The organism is Chlorogloea sp. CCALA 695, assembly GCF_003003885.1.
Taxonomy (GTDB): Bacteria; Cyanobacteriota; Cyanobacteriia; order Cyanobacteriales; family Chroococcidiopsidaceae; genus Aliterella.
On sequence record NZ_PVWN01000025.1, the window covers coordinates 42,713 to 58,198 of the forward strand.

Here is a 15,486-nt window from a genome sequence, read left to right on the forward strand (position 1 = left end):
TTTACGCCTGCTCCTTCTCTATTTGCTGTAAAGCTGGTGCTACAGGCATTCCCATTCCTTCAGTCAATTCTTTAGGTGCATTAGTGCGGGTTTCTGACTGCAAATACTTACCTGTCAAGACTGAATCCACTATTTTCATATTGTGGGTAGTGCTGTAATAGCGGTGAATTTGCTGAATTTGACCGCGCTCTTGAATGGAATTATTACTAATTTTTTTCCGCAATTTGATAATTGCATCAATAATTGCTTCCGGGCGAGGCGGACAACCAGGTAAATAAACATCTACAGGAATTAGCTTATCTACCCCTCTAACTGCTGTAGGTGAATCGACGCTAAACATTCCCCCAGTAATTGTGCAAGCACCCATAGCAATCACATATTTAGGATCGGGCATTTGCTCGTAAAGCCTTACCAATTGGGGAGCCATCTTCATGGTGATCGTTCCCGCAGTAATGATTAGATCGGCTTGCCGGGGGCTTGAACGCGGAATTAAACCAAAACGGTCAAAATCAAACCGCGAACCGATTAGTGCCGCAAATTCAATAAAGCAACAGGCTGTCCCAAATAGCAAGGGCCATAAGCTCGAAAGTTTTGACCAATTGTACAGGTCATCTACCGTTGTGAGAATGACATTTTCTGAGAGTTCTTGAGTAACGGCCGAGCGATCAATGGGGTTAATAATTCGCTCTTGCTGCTCATTAGTATTCGGTGTCTTATTAATATTCAAGACCATTCTAAAGCTCCTTTACGCCAAGCATAAACCAGGGCAATTACCAGAATTGCAATAAAAATCAAAGCTTCTACAAATGCCAAAAGTCCTAGGCGGCTAAAAGCCACAGCCCAAGGATAAAGAAACACTGTTTCTACGTCAAAAACGACGAAAACCAGCGCAAACATATAGTAGCGGATGTTGAACTGAATCCAAGCGCCGCCAAAGGGTTCCATCCCCGACTCATAAGTAGTACGTCTTTCTGGACTGCTACCACTGGGGCGGAGCAGTTTGGACGCGGAGAGAGCTAGGGCGGGAACCAGGCTACAGACTAGGATGAAGCCTAGTAAATATTCATAACCACTGAGGACAAACACTTATAATTACCGCTCTATTTTGTAAATATTTTTGTTACTTACTTGTACCAGTATATCGAGCTAATTGTCACCACTGCCGCAAAAACCAGTATTTAGTTAGATTGTGGTGACTATAGAAAAAGATAATCTTTGCCAAAGACAGAGAGAAGGGGATTTTAATATTTTCCTCCCTTTTTAACAGGGGATTTGGGCGATCGCCTATCCACCAAACTTATAGACTTAGCCGCAAAATTATTAATTGATTTATGGGAAAAGCTGCGCCCTATGTCATAATTTTTAACAGAGATTTAAGAAACTGGTCTACAATTTACCATTTAAGCCATGAGCGACCCTGCTGTTGAAATAGTGCTAGACCGCTACGAATGCCGTGCCTGTGGCTACGTTTACGAACCTGATAAGGGAGACAGCAAGCACCCTATCGATCCGGGGACTCCTTTTACGGAACTACCCCAATCTTGGCGATGTCCGGTGTGTGGGGTGAGAACTTCTCAGTTTGAGAATATTGGCCCTTCTGGTACAGCGTCAGGTTTCACAGAAAATCTTAGCTTTGGGTTGGGTGTAAATAAACTAACGCCAGCACAAAAAAACTTACTGATTTTTGGCGGCTTGGCTTTGGGCGTATTATTTTTTCTCAGTTTATACGGGTTACAATAACTACGCAATTATGAAGTAAAGTGACTATTTTACTTAGATATAGGCGATCGCACACTGCAATTAATTTTTCAATAAACCTGACAAATCCTAATGCTTTCACTTTTCTCTTTTGGACGACGAGTTGTTGTACTTTTAGCAGTTGTCATACTGTGTATCGGTTGTAGTAGTGTAGCAACTCTCGATCGCAACCCCTGGCAAGTGCTTAACGTACCCTCGGAAGCTAATTTTCAAGATATCACTTTTACAAACGACTCCCTACACGGCTGGCTCGTTGGTAGCAAGTCCACAATTTTAGAAACCCACGACGGCGGCGACTCTTGGCAACAAGTTAGCTTAGACTTGGACGAAAAAAATAACCTATTTACTTCTGTAAGTTTTGATGGCGACGAAGGCTGGATTGCTGGAGAGCCTTCTATACTGCTTCACACCACCGATAAAGGCGAATCGTGGTCGCGGATTCCTTTAAGCGAAAAGTTACCCGGAAAGCCCGATACAGTTATTGCTTTGGGCGCAAATTCCGCAGAAATGACTACCGATGTCGGCGCTATCTATCGGACAACCGATGGCGGCAAAAATTGGAAAGCAATGGTACAAGAAGCAGTTGGTGTATTGCGGAATATTGATAGATCCGATGATGGCAAATATCTAGCAGTCTCAGCAAAAGGCAACTTTTACTCTACTTGGGAACCCGGTCAAGAGGCTTGGCAAGGTCACAACCGCAATAGCTCCCGGCGCGTTCAAAATATGGGTTTTGGCAAAGATGGGCGGTTGTGGATGTTAGCAAGGGGCGGTCAGATTCAGTTTAGTCAGCCAAATACTCTAGATGAATGGGATAAAGCTCAATATCCAGAATTTTCTACTAGCTGGGGATTAATTGACTTAGCTTATCGGACACCGGAGGAAATCTGGCTTTCTGGGGGTAGCGGTAATTTGCTTTGTAGTTTTGATGGTGGCAAAACTTGGCTTAAAGACCGCGAAATTGAAAATGTACCGTCTAATTTGTACAAAATAGTTTTTGTCAAACCCGACCAAGGATTTATTATTGGTCAGCGTGGGGTTTTGCTGAAGTATCAACCCGTGGTTGAAGCGGCAGCTTAAAATTTAATTCTATAGGTATATATTCCTATAAAAAAAAGATACCGTAACTCCTAGGTTTTGAGGTGAGTTTCGTAGGATAATAGTTGTATCAGGCTAGAAAAAATTAGCTTTTAATGTAGAGGTATTACTTTATTATTTAGGGAAGTAATACCCAGCAATATTTGTTGAAAAGGAGAAACTTGAATGTCAGGAGTTACCGGAGAGCGTCCATTTGGGGACATCATTACTAGCGTTCGTTACTGGGTGATTCACAGTATCACCATTCCAGCATTGTTTATTGCTGGCTGGTTGTTCATCCAAACAGGTCTAGCTTACGATGCTTTTGGTACGCCTAGACCAAACGAATATTATACGCAAGGACGGCAAGAATTGCCCATCGTGCGCGATCGCTACCAAGCTAAACAACAAATCGACAAATTTATCGGTAAGTAATTTAACATGACAAACGCTAATCAACCAATTCAATACCCAATTTTTACAGTTCGCTGGATAGCCGTTCACACTCTTGCTGTACCGTCAGTATTTTTCTTGGGTGCGATCGCTGCTATGCAATTTATTCAACGATAGGAGAAACTAATGCCAGATAGATTACCTAATCCTAATAGGCAACCTGTTGAACTAAACCGCACTTCGCTGTTTTTAGGCTTATTACTTGTTTTCGTGCTTGGTATCCTGTTTTCTAGTTATTTCTTTAACTAAAAATCAGGCTACGGTTTAGTTATTAACAGAGGATAAAATTATGAACGCAAGCGGTAAAATTCCTTTATGGGTAGTAGCTACTATTGCCGGACTAGGTGTAATTGTAGTTGTAGGAACCTTCTTTTATGGTTCTTATACTCACATGGGTTCATCTTTGTAATTAACAAGTTAGACGTTAACTAACTACTTAGATTAAAAAACCGCCTTTTTAAACATTGGCGGTTTTTTAATATTCCTAGCTACCTAATCATTTACTGTATCTTCGCGCTCAACATACAAGAACATAAATACTAAACCTATAGCCGGAAAAACTAAGCAAGTTAAGGGAACTAAAAGCGATGGTAAGTAAGAAGCTGAAAATAACATCCGTTAAATCTCCAATATCGATAAAACAATTATTGAACTTGACTGTACTGCAAATTGTCATCAATTACCCAATTTATCAAGATTTTTAACAAAGTAGTTAATTATCTTCCCTGACTGCCAACATTTATCTATCTAAAAGTAGAAGTCATTTTAAGATAATGTACTCAATTTTTCTTAATCGCATAGCAAAATCGACCAATACTAGATTTGTTTACAGTCATCAACTCTGTAGTGATAGATTTTAAACCTTGGAAAAAGGGTAATAAATTATTAGTTTTTGCGCCATCAAAACTTGATTCGTTGGAGTTCCATTTTTCCCACCATCCCCAAGTTTTTAAGTCTTGGGGAAAGACATCTACAGTAAATAAATAAACGCCTGGATCGAGATTATTAGAATTAATTTGAGTATAAAAACGGATGTTATTGTTGTCTGTTCTCCAGTTGTTTAGTTGCAGTGCTTTTGAGCTATTTAATGGTTGAAAGCTTTTGGTTGTAGGGTTAAAAGATTGAGCAACCGAACTAATAGCAACTGCCGCAGTTTCAATAGGTAATGTATAAGGTAAGGGATTGTAGGGCGCTTGATAACTTATACTATAATTATCGTCAGTATTTTTATTTATATTAATAATTTCAATTGGTTGTTCGTCTACTTTTACTAGCACTTTACCGTCATTAATAGTTTTTAAGCGCCGGATTCCCTGCGGTAGGTCTGGGAGGTTATCTGCTTGAAAAGTAGAGGCTTGACGGACGATTTGCGGATAAAAGATTGTAAATTGCTCATATTTAATTAAATTAGCGCTCGTTTTTTTGATTTCATCAAAATAATTAGAAATATTACCGTAGTTACCTAGTACAAGCACGTAGAAAGGTCTAAATTGCTCTATTTTTTTGCCTTGAGTGCTGTAGGAAAATTGAGTATTTTTAATGCCTACATCGTAAATTATGCCATCAAATTCGCTTCTAATAGCTAAAATTCCGACAGCGTAACCTTTTTGTAAATAATCTTCTTTCAGCTTTTTTAGAACTAAATTAGTATCTGAGTTTTTTTGATATAAGTCCGTAACTATAATAGAAATTCGATCTTTAGCAGCAGGGGTAATAGCTGATTCAATTTGACTTACTCTAAATACCGGATTTTCTCCCTGATAAAATTCTGGTAGTTTTGCTTGTAAGTAAGCCTGTCTATCGATTTGTTGCTTGGCTATACCAAAGCGGAAATATTGAACTATCGAGGTTTTCCAAGTAGTTGTAGAAGCTCTATCGAGCAAGTCTAATGTTTGTGCGTAACGACTATTTGTAAAGTTTTTTGTAAATCCCTGCATTGACGGCGTACCATCAATTTGAATTAGGGTGGTTACTGAGTCAGATTTTTGGTCAATTGGTGAGGTTTGGTTATTTAAGGGTACGCAAGTAGGAATGACAGTTTTAGGTTTACAAGAAGTCATCAACAAGCTGGCTGCGATCGCAACTAGCCATCTGAGTTTAATCATGTTAATTTGTACCGTAAGATGTTAAAAATATACTTTAAACTTAAGATTTTTCTACTAAGTATTTAGACAATCGCTACCGTAGCATAGAATACTAAATTTTAACAGATGTCTTGACCGTACCTATAGTTTGGGAGAGAAAATGGAAGCGTGGATATGGGATGTTATTAGAATTGTTATTGTCAGTTTAATTGGTGCAGCAATTATGTTTTTATTGCAGCCTTGGCTGTATCAAAATGGCATTATCCCTTTAAACGATGTAGAGCCAGAAGCTTGGGTTGGAGATAATTATATTATTGGCGCAGTTACAGTATTTTCAGTTTCGATTATTGCCGTAATTCTCTGGTATGTAATAGCAGCAAAAGCAAAAGTTCAAAGTGCTAAAGAAACCTCCTCAATGGCAATACTTTGGTGGGTATTTTTACTGTTGCCAATAATCAGTATTTGTGCAGCAATCTACTTTTTTAATCAGAGTAATGATGCCCTACTATCTGTAACCGGATTTTTTGTCTTTGATATCTTATTTTTATATTGGTTTTCCACAGCAATAAGTTCTCCACGCTCATTGATGTTTGTTGTCCCTGGAGCCTTTTTTCTGCGTAACTTATTTGGTTTAAGGTAATGACACTTTATATTATTGCAATTGGTGGAACGGGTGCAAGATGCGTTGAAGCAATCACTCAGTGCGCCGCCGCCGGGTTGTTTACAGAAGAACCGATTAAAGTTGTATTTGTGGATGCGGATGAGTCTAATGGTAACTTATCTCGTACTAGCGAAACCATCAAAACTTATCAAGAGGGTTACGAATTAACAAAAAACAATGCTCAAATTCCTTGGATGCAAACGCCTATTGAATTATTAGGTTTTTGGTCGCCATTTAGTAATAGTACAAATAAAACTTTAGGTAGCTTTTTAAATTACAACAGTTATAAAAATAGTCATCCATCTTTAGGTCATTTATTTGATGTTTTATACACAAAAGACGAACGCGAAACTCCCTTAGATGTAGGGTTTAGAGGTAGACCTGCGATTGGTTCGGCAATTATTAGTCAAGTCAATTTTGATGAAACGGAACAAGAACCTTGGACAACATTAATTAAATTGATTCGCGCTGATTTGGGGACGGGAAAATCGGTACATATATTTTTATGTGGCTCAATTTTTGGGGGTACGGGAGCTTCTGGATTTCCGACAATTGGGCGGTTATTGGTAAATAAATTGAGTAGGTTAGAAGGACGGGACAGATTAAAAATTGGCGGACTATTGATGTTACCTTATTTTGCTTTTTTAGTGCCAAATGAGCAAGATGATAATGGAATTTATGCCCGTGCTGACCAATTTTTACTTAATACTGAATCTGCCCTGCGTTACTATGTAAATGAAGCGCAAAGTACCTTTGATGCTGTTTATATGCTAGGGAATCAAAACCCTAGTAATGTAAAATTTAGCATTGGTAAAAATAGCCAATGTAATGAGCCGCATTTTATTGAATTGTATGCAGCTTTAGCCGCAAAACACTTTTTGCTAGATGCCGATAGTGGTGAATCAGGTAAAGTAATATTAATGGGGCGTAATTCTCCCGGACGGATTACTTGGAAAGATTTACCAGATAGTGAAGAAGTAAAGCAAAAGCTAGTAAATACAACTCGGTTTGCTTTTGCTTGGATGGCAAATCTTGTTCCAGAACTTGCTTATGCAAGCAAGGTAGGTGTTAAGGGATTTCAGAAACAAGCTCCTTGGTTTTCTAGTTTTTTCCGCCCCGTACAAGGTTTATTTGGAATAATTGGCAGTAGAGAGATGCAGAGTTTGCCAGAATTTAATGATGCTACTGAACAACAAGCTATTGAAACAATTAAAAAATGGTGTAATAGTTATTTGCGCTGGTTGAATAAGTTGCATTTTTCAGGAGATAATATCGAGCTATTTAGACCGGAAATGTTTACGGGAGGAGAAGGTAAAATCAGCGCTGAAAACTTTGCGGGGCTTGTATTTGAAGATAGTAGAGACAAAGATAAGCGATCGCAAGATACAATTCAAGTATTAAAAGAAAAGTTAGATGCCAAAACTTTGGGACAAGCGGGTACTGTTGGATTAGCGAAATCCCTTTATTTACAGTGTAAACCTTAAATTAAACTACTAATGAATAGTGACCGAATCGAAGAAAACTCTACTTTTTTGCTGCCAAAATTAAAATCGAATACTGATTTAAAATCCACTTCGCCTGGACAATGGGACATTAGACAATCTGTAGAGTTTCAAAACGTTGCTAAAAGCTTAGATTTTAGTGCAGGCGGAGAAGATATTAAAAGTGTAAGTTCTATTCCTAATATGTGGGCGCGTCCCCTTTCAATGGAAATGGCGTTACACATTAATGACTATCCAATTCGCCGCCAAATGGTCGAACAATGGCAAGGAATGTTAGCGGCTTTAGCCTTAGCAGAAGTGCGGGGATACGATATTAAAACTAAGTTATTGGAATTAGGTAAATTAAATCAAATTGACGATTTTGCTCGTTCTTTAGTAGAGCTTCTACCGTCACCTGTAAACTCTTTATATAGCCTTGATGGTAAGCATCCTTGGCAAGATATTTATGTATTTTTATGGCAAGGAAAAGCTGTAGGAATGACATCGCCTAGTACATTAATTTGTCCTTCAGAAGAAGGTGACTGGACGGGATTACCTTGGTGGAATAATGGTAAGTTAGGTTCCCCCGTAAATTTTCTCAATGCTGATGAAAAAAATCAATTAAGTTTGTGGTTAGAGAGGCTACGGAGAGAATTATATAATCATGGCGGTAATCGCAGTCCTTTAAATACAATTGCCGGACTAATAATAGAATTTCAAAGTAGTTTACAAAACAATATTTCTATCCTAACAGACGTACCAGAAGAAACCTTAAAATCTGCCTTTAGTATTAATCCGCAGTTTTTTGGAGATGAGCTTAATAGAGGCGTACTAAAAGCTTTAAATACACCGCTTAAAGCCCAACCAAAACCCTCTAGCGTCCGTTTGATTCCTAGCTTGCAAAAGCAGAATGTTAGAGAGTTACTAATTATTGACCTAAATGTTGATAAAAAGTGGAATCAGCCACCACAAAATATTTGGATACACGACACAACTAATTTAACTAGCTTAAACTTAGAAGCTTTACGCAACAAACAACTTATTTGGGATGTACGTTGGATAGAATCTGAAAAGTTGTTAATGCCAGACTTTTATTTTATTGCTCAAGAGAATGCTTTACCTGGCTGTTTGCTTCCGGTTGGTTGTCAATTACTTAGTTACAATGGACAACGCATTACACCATTAATTCCTATTAACCCCATCCTGTTAGAATACTTTACACCAGAAGATTTAGTTAGAAAGATTAGCATTGAATCTATTAATGGTAATACCGGAGTACGGATAGTTTTAGATTTACCGCTTTATGGATTAAATGAGGGTAAATCTACACAAAATTATCGTTTAGTACGTGAGTATCCAATTAGCGAAGACAATGTATTATCAGAAGTCCCTGTATTAGAGTTATGGCCCAACTTTAAAGCTGATAATTGGCAAGAATATTATGCTTTTTATTATGATGGAGAATACGGGGATGATACCTTTCAAGTTCAGCTACCAGATGCGGCGGAACCGCACCCTTTTAATGATGGGAGAGGGATTTATCAAATTGCTCGATTAACAGAGTTTCCGGCTTACATTAGCTGTCATAACAGCTTGAGAAATCAATTAGGGTTAATGCTGCTCAAAACTCCCCAGCAAGTAGGCAAAACTCATGCTAGTGACTGGACGGTTGGGGTTGATTTTGGTACGTCTTTTACCAATGTCTATGTCAACCGCGATAATGTCGTTACGCGATTTAGTTTAGAGTCACTGCACCTAATGGTAACAGAGAGCGATGCTGATGCGCGCGATCGCGTAATGATTAATTATTTTATCCCCACTGAGCCACCTTTTCCTTTATCTAGCGTTTTGACAACTAAAAAAAGCTCAAGAAAAAGTGATGAGCAAACTAGACAAGTTTTAGACGGTAGAATATACATTCCTAAAGATAGTGATTCGTTTAAACCTGACGAAGAAGGAATCAAAACTTATTTAAAATGGTCAACAGAAAACCTAAACTTTAATCGTTTATTTCTTAAAAATTTAGCGTTACAAATTACCGCCGTAGCTGCGAAAAATGACGTTAAAAAAATTCAATGGTCTTTATCTTTTCCTTCAGCTTTTTCTAAAAGCGATAAAAATAGATATATCAGAACTTGGCAAGATATAACTAAAGAAATTCAAGCAAGAACCGGAATTGAGCAAAGCTGTCCAAATGCCGATGATGACTACTTTTATCGAACTGAAAGTTTAGCTGTTGCTCAGTATTTTGCTGATAAAGAAGGATTTAACTTAGTTAATAGCACCTGTATAGATATGGGTGGGGGAAGTTCAGACATTTCGATTTGGGAAGAAAACAATCTCGTTCATCAATGCTCAGTTCAACTAGCCGGAAAAGATTTGTTTTCTCAATTTTTAGAGATAAACCCTAAATTTCTCAAACGCCATTTTGATGTTGATATATCTCAATGGCAAAACTTAAGAGGTGCAAAATTTTCCGCTAAGTTAGATGTTTTGCTGCGTCAGAAAGGCGACTATTGGCTCAATCATCAGCGAGATTTGGTTGCAGAAGATAAAGAGTTTCAAGAACTCATCCAACTAACAGCAATAGGAACCGCAGGATTATATTATTACGTGGGTATATTACTGCGAGTTTTGCATACAGAAGGGAAATATAACAAAAATAAAATTACTCCAGTTTATTTAGGTGGAAATGGCTCTCGTTTCTTGCATTGGTTAGCAGAAGGAGGACAATTTAATCGCAACTCTGAAGCTAACGAATTATTTAGTATAATTATGAGTTCAGCTTCAAAGTTTGATGATACCCATGAAGATACTTTGTTAAGTTTTGCGCCTAAAGATGAAGTAGCTTGTGGATTAGTATTGAGTGATAGTAAGCTCACAGGATTAACAAAAAAAGACGATTTGGTTTTAATTGCTGGCGAAGTATGTAGGATTAATGGCGAACCTATAGACTGGGATTCTCGTTTGAGTATAAAAGCCAATGAATTAGATAGTTTTGCTATAGAAACCAAAATTGAAAGCTTTTCTATACCGGACGAATTAAAGCAATTACCCAAGTTTCTCTACGCTTTTCATGCTGCTTTAAGAGTGTTACAGATTGAAGGTATTAAGCCTTTAGAAACATACAAAATCTTAAGAGAATACTCGGTTGAGCAAGATAGGTTGGAAAATCAAAAGTTGTGGAGCGATGTTGATAAAGAACTGACTGCATCTTTGCTCAAAATACGGGGTAATACAGACGATATTCGGCTCGAACCGCCCTTTATTTTGGCATTAAAAGCGTTGTTAAGTGTATTAGGTAAACGGTGGGCTGAAAAATGGAAAAACAGAGTTTAATTAAATATTATTGGGCTTTATTGGTAGTGCTGGTTTTATTAGCTGGTTCTAATCATGCTGTGGCTCAAACTTCATCTTCAAGTCCTAGCCCTACCGTTAAAGTAACTGTAACTGCATCTCCTACATCGTCAAGCAGCGCTAATCAGGATAAAAGTTCTCCTGATAAGGAGTCTCCGTTTCCTCTAATAATTTCTATACTTGCATTAGTAGCTAGTGGAGGTGCGATCGCATTAACAATTCTTAATAGCAAAAAATTCATTAATAGAATTCAAGATGATGATAAAAAACATACTGAAGAAATTAACTTGATTAAAGAAAACTATCGCAAGCTTTCCAGTTCTCAGATAAGCTTACAATCTAATAAATCGCTAGAAACAAGCAGTCGTAGCACCTCAGAATATGATACTAATATTTATTTAGAAGCAATGATTGAGCGTCATTCTGAACGAATAAGCGAACTTGAAGGTAAGTTAAAAGTTACTCAAAGTAACCAGCAATCAAGCATTTCTTCTAACCATACATATTTGTCAAACCAATCTCGCAATCAAGAGCCTGATTTTAATCCTTTCAATCAAGTTAATGGCTTATCTCAATCTACTAATACTCAACCATTAGAAAACCTAGCCTATATTGAATTAGTAAATATTTATAGAGATAATCCAAAACTATTAGAACAAAAAGCAATTAAAGTTTCCGAAGATAAAGACAGTATTGCTAGACGACACTCTGATAGTAGTCAAAAAATAGTTTTAGAAAAAGCAACTAATTCTAATTATTGGGTTATACGTGATGAGGTAGGTGTAGATTGCTGGTTATTACCAAAAAGTAAGCTGAGAATCGATCAATTTAGATACGAAACTACTAAAGCGTTATTTGAATGTCATGGTTATCAGTCAGAATACTCTACCTTTAAGCTAGTAAAACCTGCTAAAGTAATTCCTCTTTCTAGTGACGAACAAACATGGCAACTTGAAGAACCAGGTATACTTGAGTTTTCTGTAGAAGCTTAAAACCGTTAACTATATAGGTAAGAAAATATACGAATACAATAATCGTTGTACCATGTCATTCAAGGAACAAGAATTAGTTGAACTTTACAATGAATCTCCAAATTTTTTAGTTAATCAAGCTGTGAAAGTTGCGGTTAATCAAAAAAGCATTACAGCAAATAATAGCGATTCAATTATATTAGCGAGTATCGGTAATGGTAATTATTGGATTATTTATGATGTAGATATCAACTACTGGCTGCTACCAAAAGCTAAATTAAGAATCGATCAATACAGGTATGAAACAGTTAAGTTATTGTTTGATTGTAAGGATTATGAACCAGAGTATCATAGTTTTGAACTAACTAAACCTGCTCAGGTGTCAATACTTGCTAATAGCTCCGAATGGAAACTAGAGAAAAGGGGAGTATTGAAGTTTATTAATCCTTTGAAAACTCAAAACAAAAACGATGGAGGAAACATAACCATTGGTTGCGAGAAATATTTAACTAATCTACCTCTGCAACCTTTAGTCTATGGGGAGTTATTAGATATTTATAACAATAACCCAAAGCTTTTAGAAAAAAATGCTATTAAGGTATTAGAGACGGTCAATAGTATTAATAGAAAACGTGCAGGAGTTAGCCAACAAATAGTTTTAGAAAAAGCAACTAAATCTAATTGTTGGGTTGTATATGATAATACAGATAAAACTTGCTGGTTATTTTTCAAAAACAACATGAGAATTAGCGAGTACAGATATCAAGATATTCAAGCTTTGTTTGAGTGTTACGATTATCAGCCAGATTATTCAAGCTTCAAGCTCCTAAAACCTGCTAAATTAATTTCTTTAGCTACAGAGGAGCAAAAATGGATAGTTGAAGAACTAGGTATAATTAACTTTATTTAATAAAAACTTTTTATAACTATGACCTGGTTTAGCTGGTTACTACTAATATTATGTATAGGATTATATGTACGAGTTTTTAAGCTTTCTCGAAAAAATAGAAAGATTAGGGAAGTTGAGTATCTGCTAGAAAATCAACGTTATACTATTCTTGACTTATATTCTCAGTTGCAAAAACAACATGATTTAGTTGAAGACTTAACTTATCACTTAAATCAAAAAGGTGCTGGCAAGAAAAAGTATTCACAGCGTAAGTTACCAGAAATAAATCAAGATAGTTTTGACGAGATTAGTAGTATTAGTACAGTTGTTTTGCAAGAGCAAGAAATAATTGAAATTTATAATAGTGAACCAACTTCATTATTAAGCAGTGCGGTAAAAGTTTCAGTTAAACCAGAAAGTATAATAAGCACTAATAAAAATGAGCCAATCATACTTGCAAATATTGGAAATGGCAATTATTGTTTAATTCCTGATACAGATATAAACTATTGGTTGCTACCAAAAGCTAATTTGAAAATAGATCAATACAGGTACGAAACAGTTAAGTTGTTATTTGAATGCGATGAATACGAATTAGAGTTTGACAATTATCGCTTAGATAAGCCTGCTAAAGTGTCTCTGCTACCCAATGAGCGAGAATGGAAACTTGAGGAGCGGGGGGTACTGAGGTTTGTAAACTCTTTATATGAGGAGCTTGTCGATCTTTATAATAATAATATAAATGTATTAAGTACCTATATTGTTGCTAAAGTTTCTCCGTCTATTAATGACAAACAAGTTATCTTAAAAAAAGCAGTTAGTTATGATTACTTAACTATTGATGGCGAAGATAATAATTATTGGTTAGTACCAAAAGAAGATATAAAAATTCATTTTTCAAAATATCAAGAACTTCAAAATCTATTTGATTGTGACGGTTATCAGGAAAATTATTCAAGTTTTATACTCGCCAAACCTGCCAAAGTATCAGCTATTTTAGAACAAATACATTGGCAGTTGGAAGAAAGAGGAAAAATTGTATTTATATAAGAGATCCCCCCCAACCCACGTCAACAAAGCGGGAAGCATAGCTACACCGCTTTTTGACTCCCCTTGGAAAAGGGGGGAGAATATTTAAAACTCCTTTGATAAATTAAAACTCTTTCGAGAATAGGGAGGAGATAGGAATCTTTAGTATTGGCTACCATCAGAGAAACTTTTAAATCTTTGTACACTACTGCTTAAGTTTTATGGCTGTCGATTTGTTGGCGTAAGTCGTTTGTAGTAGCTAGTAAATCTGTTTGAGAGGTTGCAGTTTGTTCTTTTGATGCCATCCACTTTAATTTGACACTGGAAGTTGCAGCTTCTTCTTCCCCTATAATTAAACACGCGATCGCACCACTACGATCTGCCCTGGCAAATTGCTTTTTAAACCCGCTCCCACTTAAATCTAACTCTACACTAAACCCTTGTTGACGAAGCTTTTGAGCGATTTTAAGGGCTTGGGCTTCGGCTTCATCGCCTTTAGAAACTACATAAAAATCTATTACTGGTGCGGGTAATGGTTGCAGTTGTTGCAGCAAGATAGTTAAACGTTCTAAACCAATCGCCCAACCTACTGCTGGAGTTTCTACGCCCCCTAGCTGGCTCACTAATCCATCATACCGACCGCCGCCACACACTGTTGCTTGCGCCCCTAAATCGTCGGAGATAATTTCAAAAGCGGTGTGTGTATAGTAATCTAAACCCCTCACCAAGCGCGGATTTACTTTGTAAGCGATATCTAAACTTGTCAATAACTGCTGTACTTGCTCAAAGTGTTGCTGAGAATACGCACCCAAATATTTCAAAATACTTGGCGCTGCTTGAGCAATTTCTTGGGTGCGCTTGTCTTTGCTATCGAGAATGCGTAAGGGATTGCGAGTTAAACGCTCCTTTGAATCTGCGTCTAATTCATCTTTGTAAGGAGTGAAGTATTCAACCAAAGCTTGGCGATAGTGCTGTCTATCTTCAACATTACCTACAGAATTGATATCTAAGTGGAGATTTTTTAAACCCAAAGTCTGTAAAATGTCGGTAGCGATCGCAATTACTTCGACATCGGCTCTAGGGTCTGCACTACCCAACACTTCTAACCCTAATTGGTGAAACTGTCTTTGTCTGCCAGCTTGAGGGCGTTCGTAGCGAAACATTGCCCCAGTGTACCATAGACGCTGTACTCCTCCTTGAGCGTGGAGGCTGTTTTGAATATAAGCGCGTACTACTCCCGCCGTACCTTCGGGGCGTAAAGTAATTGAATAATCATCGCCTCGGCTATTAAAAGAGTACATCTCTTTGCCGACAACATCTGTCGCTTCGCCAATTGAGCGTTTAAATAACTCCGTTTGCTCAAAAATTGGGGTGCGAATTTCTTGATAATTAGCTCTATTGAGGATATTTCGGGCGCATTCTTCTATTTTTTGCCAGTATTCTATCTCTCCGGGCAGTATATCCCGCGTACCTCTTAGTGCTTGTATTGCGTCCATAATATTTTATTCTTTGTTCCTGGTACGATTTTTAGCATCAAGAAACTTTAGTTGTTGGTAAAGTGTAGCAATTCTCGGTAACTGCATACCCGCGTTAAGCACCATCAATAAAGGGTTGCCAAAAATTGCTTCTATTTCTAAAACTCGCTTTTCGGTTAGAGTCGATGGGGGCTATTATGCTCCGCACCTCTCTGTTAGATCCAGACGTGAAGCTTTCGCCTCATCTGGCT

Annotated in this window: 17 protein-coding genes; 12 read left to right on the forward strand and 5 right to left on the reverse strand. The window is 37.3% G+C overall.

What is annotated here, in order from left to right:
* Position 1: 1 nt before the first annotated feature.
* Together C7B70_RS14150 and ndhC are read right to left on the reverse strand one after the other, a co-directional pair.
* The gene (locus tag C7B70_RS14150) at positions 2-733 is read right to left on the reverse strand and encodes an NADH dehydrogenase subunit K (RefSeq protein ID WP_106369672.1); all 732 of its coding nucleotides are present in this window, start codon (positions 731-733) and stop codon (positions 2-4) included.
* The gene (ndhC, locus tag C7B70_RS14155; RefSeq protein ID WP_106369673.1) at positions 724-1,086 is read right to left on the reverse strand and encodes a photosynthetic/respiratory NAD(P)H-quinone oxidoreductase subunit C; all 363 of its coding nucleotides are present in this window, start codon (positions 1,084-1,086) and stop codon (positions 724-726) included. The genes C7B70_RS14150 and ndhC overlap by 10 nt, the downstream gene beginning before the upstream one ends.
* A 321-nt stretch (positions 1,087-1,407) precedes the next feature.
* Between ndhC and C7B70_RS14160 the strand changes: the two genes are divergently transcribed.
* The 6 genes from C7B70_RS14160 to C7B70_RS14185 all read left to right on the forward strand — a co-directional run bounded on the left by C7B70_RS14160 (position 1,408) and on the right by C7B70_RS14185 (position 3,697).
* A complete protein-coding gene (locus C7B70_RS14160; protein WP_106369674.1) occupies positions 1,408-1,740 on the forward strand; it encodes a rubredoxin in 333 nt (110 codons plus the stop codon).
* A 90-nt stretch (positions 1,741-1,830) separates the two neighbouring features.
* Complete coding sequence (locus C7B70_RS14165; protein WP_106369675.1) at positions 1,831-2,838, forward strand: photosynthesis system II assembly factor Ycf48; 1,008 nt, start codon at positions 1,831-1,833, stop codon at positions 2,836-2,838.
* A 183-nt stretch (positions 2,839-3,021) separates the two neighbouring features.
* Positions 3,022-3,270, forward strand: a complete 249-nt coding sequence (gene psbE / locus C7B70_RS14170; protein WP_009634024.1) for a cytochrome b559 subunit alpha — start codon at positions 3,022-3,024, stop codon at positions 3,268-3,270.
* Positions 3,271-3,276: 6 nt separating this feature from the next.
* Entirely contained in the window at positions 3,277-3,405 is a 129-nt protein-coding gene (gene psbF, locus C7B70_RS14175; protein WP_106369676.1) for a cytochrome b559 subunit beta, read from the forward strand.
* Positions 3,406-3,414: 9 nt separating this feature from the next.
* A complete protein-coding gene (locus C7B70_RS14180; protein ID WP_106369677.1) occupies positions 3,415-3,537 on the forward strand; it encodes a photosystem II reaction center protein L in 123 nt (40 codons plus the stop codon).
* Between the two features lie 40 nt (positions 3,538-3,577).
* Complete coding sequence (locus tag C7B70_RS14185) at positions 3,578-3,697, forward strand: photosystem II reaction center protein J (RefSeq protein WP_106369678.1); 120 nt, start codon at positions 3,578-3,580, stop codon at positions 3,695-3,697.
* A gap of 83 nt (positions 3,698-3,780) precedes the next feature.
* Here C7B70_RS14185 and psaI read toward each other — a convergent pair whose 3' ends face one another.
* On the reverse strand, positions 3,781-3,903 hold the full coding sequence (psaI, locus tag C7B70_RS14190; RefSeq protein WP_106369679.1) for a photosystem I reaction center subunit VIII: 123 nt from the start codon (positions 3,901-3,903) through the stop codon (positions 3,781-3,783).
* A 164-nt stretch (positions 3,904-4,067) separates the two neighbouring features.
* Positions 4,068-5,393: a hypothetical protein gene (locus C7B70_RS14195; protein WP_106369680.1), complete on the reverse strand. Its 1,326-nt coding sequence runs from the start codon at positions 5,391-5,393 to the stop codon at positions 4,068-4,070.
* Positions 5,394-5,532: 139 nt separating this feature from the next.
* Here C7B70_RS14195 and C7B70_RS14200 point away from each other — a divergent pair, with 139 nt between their 5' ends.
* The 6 genes from C7B70_RS14200 to C7B70_RS14225 are packed head-to-tail and all read left to right on the forward strand — an operon-like array spanning position 5,533 to position 13,781.
* A complete protein-coding gene (locus tag C7B70_RS14200; protein ID WP_106369681.1) occupies positions 5,533-6,012 on the forward strand; it encodes a hypothetical protein in 480 nt (159 codons plus the stop codon).
* Positions 6,012-7,517: a tubulin-like doman-containing protein gene (locus tag C7B70_RS14205; protein WP_106369682.1), complete on the forward strand. Its 1,506-nt coding sequence runs from the start codon at positions 6,012-6,014 to the stop codon at positions 7,515-7,517. The genes C7B70_RS14200 and C7B70_RS14205 overlap by 1 nt, the downstream gene beginning before the upstream one ends.
* 12 nt (positions 7,518-7,529) lie before the next feature.
* Positions 7,530-10,853: a hypothetical protein gene (locus C7B70_RS14210; RefSeq protein ID WP_106369683.1), complete on the forward strand. Its 3,324-nt coding sequence runs from the start codon at positions 7,530-7,532 to the stop codon at positions 10,851-10,853.
* Positions 10,835-11,863, forward strand: coding sequence for a hypothetical protein (locus C7B70_RS14215; RefSeq protein ID WP_106369684.1), 1,029 nt, complete (start codon positions 10,835-10,837; stop codon positions 11,861-11,863). Before C7B70_RS14210 ends, C7B70_RS14215 begins: the two co-directional genes overlap by 19 nt.
* 52 nt (positions 11,864-11,915) lie before the next feature.
* Entirely contained in the window at positions 11,916-12,752 is an 837-nt protein-coding gene (locus tag C7B70_RS14220; RefSeq protein ID WP_106369685.1) for a hypothetical protein, read from the forward strand.
* An 18-nt stretch (positions 12,753-12,770) separates the two neighbouring features.
* Positions 12,771-13,781: a hypothetical protein gene (locus C7B70_RS14225; protein WP_106369686.1), complete on the forward strand. Its 1,011-nt coding sequence runs from the start codon at positions 12,771-12,773 to the stop codon at positions 13,779-13,781.
* 191 nt (positions 13,782-13,972) lie between these two features.
* Here the strand turns inward: C7B70_RS14225 and hisS are convergent, their stop codons facing one another.
* Positions 13,973-15,256 (reverse strand): histidine--tRNA ligase, encoded by a 1,284-nt coding sequence (gene hisS, locus C7B70_RS14230; RefSeq protein ID WP_106369687.1) that lies wholly within the window; start codon positions 15,254-15,256, stop codon positions 13,973-13,975.
* Positions 15,257-15,486 lie beyond the last annotated feature (230 nt).